The sequence below is a fragment of the Streptomyces sp. 13-12-16 genome (assembly GCF_002114215.1).
GTDB lineage: Bacteria > Actinomycetota > Actinomycetes > Streptomycetales > Streptomycetaceae > Streptomyces.
Map to the genome: position 1 here is coordinate 535 of NZ_NCTE01001482.1, position 9,039 is coordinate 9,573.

At 73.1% G+C, this 9,039-nt stretch carries 7 protein-coding genes and 1 pseudogene; 5 read left to right on the forward strand and 3 right to left on the reverse strand.

Translation table 11 applies throughout. The annotated features are described in order from the left end of the window. The 3 genes and pseudogenes from B7767_RS43095 to hmgA all read right to left on the reverse strand — a co-directional run. Positions 1-216: pseudogene (locus B7767_RS43095) on the reverse strand (DNA methyltransferase); the annotation flags it as partial. A 25-nt stretch (positions 217-241) separates the two neighbouring features. Further along, entirely contained in the window at positions 242-991 is a 750-nt protein-coding gene (locus B7767_RS43100; RefSeq protein WP_085576533.1) for a GntR family transcriptional regulator, read from the reverse strand. Positions 992-1,138: 147 nt separating this feature from the next. After that, positions 1,139-2,452: a homogentisate 1,2-dioxygenase gene (gene hmgA, locus B7767_RS43105; protein WP_085576534.1), complete on the reverse strand. Its 1,314-nt coding sequence runs from the start codon at positions 2,450-2,452 to the stop codon at positions 1,139-1,141. A 165-nt stretch (positions 2,453-2,617) separates the two neighbouring features. Between hmgA and B7767_RS43110 the strand changes: the two genes are divergently transcribed. The 5 genes from B7767_RS43110 to B7767_RS43130 all read left to right on the forward strand — a co-directional run. Beyond that, the gene (locus B7767_RS43110; RefSeq protein WP_256923792.1) at positions 2,618-3,235 is read left to right on the forward strand and encodes a hypothetical protein; all 618 of its coding nucleotides are present in this window, start codon (positions 2,618-2,620) and stop codon (positions 3,233-3,235) included. Further along, positions 3,235-3,852, forward strand: coding sequence for a TetR/AcrR family transcriptional regulator (locus B7767_RS43115; protein ID WP_085576536.1), 618 nt, complete (start codon positions 3,235-3,237; stop codon positions 3,850-3,852). The genes B7767_RS43110 and B7767_RS43115 overlap by 1 nt, the downstream gene beginning before the upstream one ends. 112 nt (positions 3,853-3,964) lie before the next feature. Further along, complete coding sequence (locus tag B7767_RS43120) at positions 3,965-6,229, forward strand: molybdopterin oxidoreductase family protein (RefSeq protein ID WP_085576537.1); 2,265 nt, start codon at positions 3,965-3,967, stop codon at positions 6,227-6,229. A 134-nt stretch (positions 6,230-6,363) separates the two neighbouring features. Next, entirely contained in the window at positions 6,364-7,806 is a 1,443-nt protein-coding gene (locus tag B7767_RS43125) for a CitMHS family transporter (protein WP_085576538.1), read from the forward strand. 37 nt (positions 7,807-7,843) lie between these two features. Then, a partial coding sequence (locus tag B7767_RS43130) for an MFS transporter (RefSeq protein WP_085576539.1) occupies positions 7,844-9,039 on the forward strand: 1,196 nt, incomplete at its 3' end.

The following is a 9,039-nucleotide window of genomic DNA, read 5'->3' on the forward strand; positions in this document are numbered from 1 at the left end:
CAGCCGGCCGACCGCGGTGTGCGGCGTCCGGGAACGGGTCGATTCGAACAGCGCCTCGCGGTCCGGCCCCTCGGCCTTCACCAGGGCGTCCCAACGGGCCTTCAGGGACGCCGCGTCGGGGGCCGCCGGCCACCCCCGGCCGAGCCGCGGCGGTGCGACGGACCACGGCATGAGGTCCGCCAGCAGCGGAGCGTCGTCGTGCGTCACGCAGGGCATCGTACGGCCTGTGGGGGGTGGCGGATCAGGTGGCGTCCAGGGTCACCGTGAAGGAGAAGCGGTCGCCCCGGTAGTGGATGACGGCCACGTCCAGGGGACGGCCGCCGGTGTCGTAGGTGACGCCCGTGTAGTGCAGGATCGGGCTGAGCAGCGGGACTTGGAGCAGCCGGGCCGTCTCCGGGTCCGCGAGCCGCGCCTCCACCGTGTCCGTGATGCGGCTGATGTCCGCGCCGACGACATCCCGCAGCACCTTGGTCATCGGCCACCGCAGCAGGTCGGCCGGGTCGATGCGGGCGGCCAGTTCGGGACGGACCCAGTTGCGGGCGTGGTTGGTCGGCTCGCCCGTCTTCTCGTCGCCGCGCAGCCGGTGGTACGCCGCCGCCTCGGACAGGTCCGGGAAGTACTCGGCGAGCTCCGCCGGCACCGGCGCCGGACCGTGCTCCAGCAGCTCGGTCGTCATGCCGGACTGCTGGGCCACGATCGCGTCCACCGAGCCCAGCAGCCGCACCGGGGCGCCCCGCCGGGCGCCGGGCTCGATGAACGTGCCGCGCCGGCGGTGGCGGGTGATCAGCCCCTCGTCCTCCAGTTCCTTCAGCGCCTGCCGCATGGTCAGCACGCTCACCCCGTAGTGCCCGGCGAGCTGTTCCTCGGTGGGCAGACGCAGGGGGTCCTGGGGCGAGCGGCCGAGGATCGAGGCGCGCAGCGACTGCGACACCTGATACCAGAGCGGCAACTTGCGGTTCAGGACGATCGAATCCGGAGCGAAGGAGGTCACGGGCTTATCCGTACCGGTCGGAGAGCTTTCGGTGCAACGTGAGCCGCAGGGTGCGCCGGTGCCGGGAGGCCGGGCGCGCGCAGGCCCGGAGGGCCGGGCACGGCCGGGCTCCCGGCACCGGCCGGGGCACCCCGGAGGCGAACCGGATCAAAGCGGCCGGAAGTGACGCTCCAGTCCCCGCCACACGTCGTCGTAGCCCTGCTGCAGGTGTTCCGCCCGTGCCGCCTGGGGGGTCAGGGACACCGGCCAGCGGGTCTCGAACATGAAGGCCAGGCCGTCGTCGATCTTCTGTGGGCGCAGCTCCGCGGCGCTCGCCCGGTCGAACGTCTCCCGGTCCGGGCCGTGCGCCGACATCATGTTGTGCAGCGAGCCCCCGCCCGGCACGAAGCCCTCCGCCTTGGCGTCGTACGCGCCCTCGATCAGGCCCATGTACTCGCTCATCACGTTCCGGTGGAAGTACGGCGGCCGGAAGGTGTCCTCACCCACCAGCCAGCGGGGTGCGAAGACCACGAAGTCCACCCCGGCCAGCCCCGGGGTGTCGCTCGGGGACGTCAGCACCGTGAAGATCGACGGGTCCGGGTGGTCGTACGAGATGGTGCCCATCACGTTGAAGCGGCGCAGGTCGTAGGCGTAGGGCACGTGGTTGCCGTGCCAGGCGACGACGTCCAGCGGGGAGTGGTCGTACGTGGCCGACCACAGGTTGCCGCAGAACTTGTTCACCACCTCCACCGGCCCCTCGACGTCCTCGTACGCGGCGACGGGCGCCCGGAAGTCCCGGGCGTTGGCCAGCCCGTTGGCGCCGATCGGGCCGAGGTCGGGGAGCCGGAACGCCGCCCCGTAGTTCTCGCACACATAACCGCGGGCGGAGTCCTCGAGGAGGTCCACACGGAACCGCACCCCACGAGGAATCAACGCGATGTGTCCCGGCTCCACGTGCAGCAGGCCGAACTCCGTGCGCAGCAGCAGCCCGCCGTGCTCGGGGACGATCAGCAGCTCGCCGTCGGCGTCACTGAAGACCCGGTCCATCGAGGCGGTGGCGTGGTACAGGTGCACGGCCATGCCGGTGCGCTGGGTGACGTCGCCGTTGCCGCCCAGGGTCCACAGTCCGGCCAGGAAGTCGGTGCCCCCGTCCGGCTCCGGCAGCGGGTTCCAGCGCAGCCGGTTGGGGTCGGGCACGGTCTGGGTGAAGGGCGCGGTGCGCAGCGCCCCGTTGCCCGTGCGGGTGAACGCCGGGTGGGCGGCCGACGGGCGGATCCGGTACAGCCAGGAGCGGCGGTTCTCCGCGCGGGGCTCGGTGAACGCCGTACCGCTCAGCTGTTCCGCGTACAGCCCGAGCGGCGCGCGCTGCGGCGCGTTGCGGCCCTCGGGCAGGGCTCCCGGGACCGCCTCGGAGCTGTGCTCGTTGCCGAAACCGGAGAGGTGTTCCAGCCCCTCGGCGATCTTGCGCGCGTCCCCGCTCATGCCCGGTGCTCCCTTGCGATCGAATTCCTATGCAACACCGTAGGATTGCGATTTCCGCGGCGCAAGGGGGAGACGCGATCTCCGTTCGCCTCCTCTCGACGGAGGACACGGAACCCGACTTCAGGGGGATCCGCGATGTCGTACCCGTGTTCTACGCTCCCGGGCATGTCGTGGACGCGGAGCCTGATCACCGCGCTCGCGGTCTGTGTCGCACTCCTGGCCGGATCCGCGGGCTGCGGTCCGAGTGATGCCCGGGGTGAGGACGGGAAGCCGTCCTCACCGGCCGGCGAACTCCTGGACGAGCGGGACGAGGAGGGCCGCCCCTACCGCGAGGTGGACGCGGAGGCCGCGCCCGCCGTCGGCGTCGAGGTCACCCCGGACACCGACGGCGGCTGGGACGTACGGCTGACCGTGCGCAACTTCCGCTTCTCCCCGGACGGCACCGGCGGGCGCGCGGTCGCCGGCCGCGGACTGGCGCACCTGGAGCTGAACGGCCGCCGCGTCGCCCTGCTGCGCACCCCCGAGTACCACCTCCCCGGCGACTCCGTCCCGCGCGGCACGCACCACGTCACCGCCCGCCTGTACGCCGACGACGGCTCGGTGTGGGCCGTGGACGGCGAGCCCGTGGAGAGCACGGCCGACATCACCGTGTCGGACCGGGAACCGGGCCCCGACCCGAGCGCCGCGCCGATGGGCGCGGCGCCCCCGGAACAGGCGCGCGGAACGGACGGGCGGGGCCGCGGCGGAGGGCGAGGTTCCCCGGGCGGGGACGAGCGGGCATGATGAGGCCCGTGCCCCACGCGACATCGCTCCGCCGAGCGCCGGTGCAGCGGCGCAGCGCCGAACGGCTGGCCAGGATCCTCGACGCCTGCGCCGAACTCCTCGACGAGGCCGGCTACGACGACCTGAGCACCCGCGCGGTCGCGGAGCGCGCCGGCGTGCCCATCGGCTCCGTCTACCGCTTCTTCGGCAACAAGCGCCAGATGGCCGACGCGCTGGCCCAGCGCAACCTGGAGCGCTTCACGGAACGGGTCACCGAACGCATCGGGGTCACCGGTGACCGGGGCTGGCGGCACGCCATGGACGTCGTGCTCGACGAGTACCTCCACATGAAGCGCACCGCCCCCGGCTTCTCCCTGGTCGACTTCGGCAACCAGATACCCGTCGGCACCCGCCGCGCCGAACCCAACCACCGCGTCGCCGACCGCCTCACCGACCTGCTCTCAGGCCACCTCGGCCGCGCGGCCGACGACGACCTGCGCCGCGCCTTCCTCGTCGCGGTCGAGACCGCCGACGCCCTCGTCCACCTGGCGTTCCGGATGGCGCCCGAGGGGGACGAGAAGGTCATCGGCGAACTGCGCGAAATGCTGCGGGCGTATCTGGCCCGGGCGCTGGACTGAACGGCCCCCTCTCCGGGGGAGCTCTCCGGGCGACCCCCTCCCCTCCATGCCTACCGGTCGGTATGCTCGGCCCGTCCGCGCGTCACCGCAGCCGCCGCACCCGGGAGGACCCGTGTCCCGCACCGCCCTTCGTATCTGCCCCCTGTGCGAGGCCACCTGCGGCCTGACGCTCACCATCGACGACGGCCGCGTCACCGGCGCCCGCGGCGACCGCGACGACGTGTTCAGCAAGGGCTTCGTCTGTCCCAAGGGCGCCGCCCTCGGGGCCGTCGACTCCGATCCCGACCGGCTGCGCACCCCGCTCGTCCGCGTCGACGGGGAGCTGCGCGAGGCCACCTGGGCGGAGGCGTTCGACGCCGTGGCCGCCGGGATACGGCCCGTCGTCGAGCGGCACGGACCGCACGCCGTCGGCATCGTCCTGGGCAACCCCAACGTCCACACCATGGCCGGCGCCCTCTACCCGCCCGTGCTCATCGCCGGGCTCGGCACCCGGAGCCTGTTCACCGCCTCCACGGTCGACCAGATGCCCAAGCACGTCTCCAGCGGGCTGCTCTTCGGCGACGCGAACGCCATCCCCGTACCCGACCTCGACCGCACCGACCACCTGCTGCTGATCGGCGCCAACCCCCTGGAGTCCAACGGCAGTCTGTGCACCGCCCCCGACTTCCCCGGCCGGCTCAAGGCGCTCAGGGCCCGCGGCGGCACCCTCACCGTCGTCGACCCGCGCCGCACCCGTACCGCCCGCCTCGCCGACCGGCACCTCGCCGTCCGCCCCGGCACCGACGCGCTGCTGCTCGCGGCGCTGGCGCACGTCCTGTTCGACGAGGGCCTGGCCGACCCGGGGGAATGCGCACCACACCTCACGGGCCTGGACGACCTCGCCGCGGCGCTGCGCGACTTCACCCCCGAAGCCGTGGCCCCCGCCTGCGACGTCGACGCCGCCACCCTGCGCACCCTCGCCCGGGAACTCGCCGCCGCCCCCACCGCCGCCGTCTACGGCCGCATCGGGAGCTGCACCGTCCCGCACGGCACCCTCGCCAGCTGGCTCGTCGACGTCCTCAACATCCTCACCGGCAACCTCGACCGGCCCGGCGGCGCCCTCTTCCCGCAGGCCGCCACCGACAGGACCCCGCGCCCCGCCGGCCCCGGCCGCGGCTTCGCCCTCGGGCGCTGGCACTCCCGGGTGAGCCGGCACCCCGAGGCCAAGGGCGAACTGCCGCTGTCCGCCCTCGCCGAGGAGATCGACACCCCCACCGACGAGGGCGAGCCGGTCCGCGCCCTCGTCGCCGTCGCCGCCAACCCGGTGCTCTCCGCCCCGGACGGCGACCGGCTCGACAAGGCGCTCGGCTCACTCGACTTCATGGTCAGCGTCGACCCGTACCTCAACGAGACCTCACGCCACGCCGACGTCGTCCTGCCGCCGCCCCCGCCCGCGCAGAGCCCGCACCACGACTTCGCCTTCAACACCCTCGCCGTGCGCAACCAGGTCCGCTACACCCGCGCGGCCGTCCCCCTGGAGAACGGCCGCATGGCCGAGACCGAGATCCTGGCCCGGCTGATCCTCGCCGTGACCGGCATGCACGGCGCCGACCCCGACGCCGTCGACGCCATGGTGATCGACCAGACCCTCTCCAAGGCGGTCCGGGAGCCGCACTCCCCGGTCCACGGCCGCGACCCGAAGGAACTCGCCGCCCTGCTCACCGGCGCCGACGGCCCCGAGCGGCGCCTCGACATGATGCTGCGCCTCGGCCCGTACGGCGACGGCTTCGGCGCCGACCCCGACGGGCTCACCCTGGAGGAACTGCTCGCCCACCCGCACGGCATCGACCTCGGCCCGCTGCGCCCGCGACTGCCGCAGCCGCTGAAGACCCGCAGCGGCAAGGTGGAACTGCTGCCGGGGCCGATCGCCGCCGACCTCCCCCGGCTGCGCGCCGCCCTCGGCGAACGCCCCGCCGGACTCGTCCTCGTCGGCCGCCGCCATCTGCGCTCCAACAACAGCTGGATGCACAACGTGCCCGCCCTCACCGGCGGTTCCAACCGCTGCACCCTGCACCTCCACCCCGAGGACGCCGGACGCCTCGGCGTACGGGACGGGGAACCGGTGCGGATCAAGGGCGCCGGGGGAGAGGTGACCGCGCCCGCCGAGGTCACCGACGCCGTACGCCCGGGCGTGGTGAGCCTGCCGCACGGCTGGGGCCACGACCGGCCCGGCACCCGTACCCGGCACGCCGCCACCGACCCCGGCGCCAACGTCAACCAGCTCCTCGACGGCAGCCTCCTCGACCCGCTGTCGGGCAACGCCGTCCTCAACGGCGTCCCCGTCGAGGTGGCCCCGCTGGGCGCCGCCGTGACCGAAACGTTGGGCGCTCTGACCTGAGCAAAGCTGTGACCTGGGGTTTTGCGCTTATTGCTCGCAGGTCGACGTCTTGTTAACGCCGCTTTACGGAACCTAACGTCGACGCACCGCCGGCCCTGGTGGGATGTTCAAGGGCGAACGTTAGGTATCCACTCATGCTGACCATCCTCGGCTTCGTCATGATCGCGACCTTCCTGGTCCTGATCATGTTGAAGAAGATGTCGCCGATCGCGGCGCTCGTGCTGATCCCCGCGCTGTTCTGCGTGTTCGTCGGCAAGGGCGCCCACCTCGGTGACTACGTCATCGACGGCGTGTCCAGCCTCGCGCCCACCGCGGCGATGCTCATGTTCGCGATCGTCTACTTCGGCGTGATGATCGACGTCGGGCTCTTCGACCCGATCGTCCGCGGCATCCTCCGGTTCTGCAAGGCGGACCCGATGCGGATCGTCGTCGGCACCGCGCTGCTCGCCGCGATCGTGTCGCTGGACGGCGACGGCTCCACCACCTTCATGATCACCGTCTCGGCGATGTATCCGCTGTACAAGCGCCTGAAGATGAGCCTGGTCGTGATGACCGGTGTCGCCGCCATGGCCAACGGCGTGATGAACACCCTCCCCTGGGGCGGCCCCACGGCCCGCGCGGCGACCGCGCTCAAGCTCGACGCCGGCGACATCTTCGTCCCGATGATCCCGGCCCTGCTGGTCGGCCTGCTGGGCGTCGTCGTCCTCGCGTACGTGCTCGGCCTGCGCGAGCGCAGGCGGCTGGGCGTGCTGACGCTGGACGAGGTGCTGGTGAAGGAGGAGGCCGAGGAGACGGAGACGGTCCTCGTCGGCGCGGGCGGCGGCACCGGTACCGCTTCGGGGGAGCAGGCCGGTGGCCCCGGTACCGCTTCGGGGAAGCACACCGGCGGCACCGGCTCCGGATCCGGCACGGACGCCGACGACGAGGACGACGACTTCCAGGGCCTCGACCCGAACCGCCCCACCCTGCGCCCCAGGCTGTACTGGTTCAACGCGCTGCTCACGGTCGGCCTGCTCACCGCCATGATCATGGAGCTGCTGCCGATCCCGGTGCTGTTCCTGCTCGGTGCCGCCCTCGCGCTCTCCGTCAACTTCCCGCACATCCCCGACCAGAAGGCCCGGCTCGCGGCCCACGCCGACAACGTCCTCAACGTCTCCGGCATGGTCTTCGCCGCCGCCGTCTTCACCGGCGTCCTCCAGGGCACCGGCATGGTCGACAGCATGGCCGAGTGGATGGTGGACGTCATCCCCGAGGGCATGGGCCCGCACATGGCCCTCGTCACCGGCCTGCTGAGCCTTCCGCTCACCTACTTCATGTCCAACGACGGCTTCTACTTCGGTGTCCTGCCCGTCCTCGCCGAAGCCGGCGCCGCGCACGGCGTCTCCCCGCTGGAGATGGCCCGCGCCTCCCTCGTCGGCCAGCCGCTGCACATGTCCAGCCCGCTCGTCCCCGCCGTGTACGTCCTGGTCGGCATGGCCAGGGTCGAGTTCGGCGACCACACCCGGTTCGTGGTGAAGTGGGCGGCCATGATCTGCCTGCTGATCCTCGCGGCCGGAATCCTGTTCGGCATCATCTGAGCCGGACACCCGGATCACCGGCAGGAAGGACCCGATCATGGCGCCCGGTGGGAACCGCGGCTGGCTGCTCCGCCTCGTCATCGCCTTCGGCTTCGCGCAGGGGGCGGTGTCGATGGCCCGGCCCGCGGTCTCCTACCGGGCGCTCGCGCTGGGCGCGGACGAGCGGGCGGTCGGTGTGATCGCGGGCGTGTACGCGCTGCTGCCGCTGTTCGCCGCCGTACCGCTCGGCCGGCGCACCGACCACGGCCGCTGCGCGCCCCTGCTCCCGGCCGGCGTGGTGCTCATCTCCGGCGGCTGCGCGCTGAGCGGCCTCGCCGGATCACTGTGGACGATGGCCCTGTGGAGCGGGGTGATGGGCCTCGGCCACCTCTGCTTCGTCATCGGCGCGCAGTCGCTCGTCGCCCGCCAGTCCGCGCCGCACGAACAGGACCGCAACTTCGGCCACTTCACCATCGGCGCCTCGCTCGGCCAGCTGGTCGGTCCCATCGCGGCGGGCGCGCTGATCGGCGCGGACATGGCCCGGACCAGCGCGCTCGCCCTGCTGGTGGCGGGAGCGGGCGGTGCCGTCGCGCTCACCTCGCTGTGGCGCACGGAACGGCCCGGGGACCTGAAATCCCGTACGGAGCAGGGCGCACGGGTGCCGGTACGGGGCATCCTGCGCGCCCGCGGCGTACCCGCGGGCATCCTCATCAGCCTGGCCGTGCTGTCCGCGACCGACATCCTCACCGCCTACCTCCCGGTGGTCGGCGAGCACCGGGGCATCGACCCGGCCGTCATCGGCCTGCTGCTCAGCCTCCGCGCGGCGGCCACGATCGCCTGCCGGCTGGTCCTCACCCCGCTGCTGCGGCTGCTCGGCCGTACCGTGCTGCTGACGGTGACCTGTCTGCTGGCGGGGCTGCTGTGCGCGGGGGTGGCGCTGCCGGTGCCGGTCTGGGCGCTGGCGCTGATCCTGGCCGTCCTCGGCTTCTGTCTGGGCGTCGGGCAGCCGCTGTCCATGACCACGGTCGTCCAGGCCGCTCCCGCCGGGGCCCGCTCCACCGCCCTCGCCCTGCGCCTGACCGGCAACCGTCTGGGGCAGGTCGCCGCGCCCGCGGCGGCGGGGCTGATCGCGGGGGCCGCGGGTGTGGCGGCGCCGTTCGTGATGCTGGGCGCGCTGCTGTTCCTGTCCTCGGGGGTCGCCCTGCGTACTCCGGCCCGGCCGGGGGAGGGGGCCGGCGCCCGGAGGGAGCCGCG

Excerpts from the sequence above, each read along its gene's own strand:
- B7767_RS43125 (WP_085576538.1), top strand. The coding sequence starts at position 6,364 with ATGCTGACCATCCTCGGCTTCGTCATGATCGCGACCTTCCTGGTCCTG.
- B7767_RS43110 (WP_256923792.1), top strand. The coding sequence starts at position 2,618 with ATGTCGTGGACGCGGAGCCTGATCACCGCGCTCGCGGTCTGTGTCGCA.
- hmgA (WP_085576534.1), bottom strand. The coding sequence starts at position 2,452 with ATGAGCGGGGACGCGCGCAAGATCGCCGAGGGGCTGGAACACCTCTCC.
- B7767_RS43115 (WP_085576536.1), top strand. The coding sequence starts at position 3,235 with ATGAGGCCCGTGCCCCACGCGACATCGCTCCGCCGAGCGCCGGTGCAG.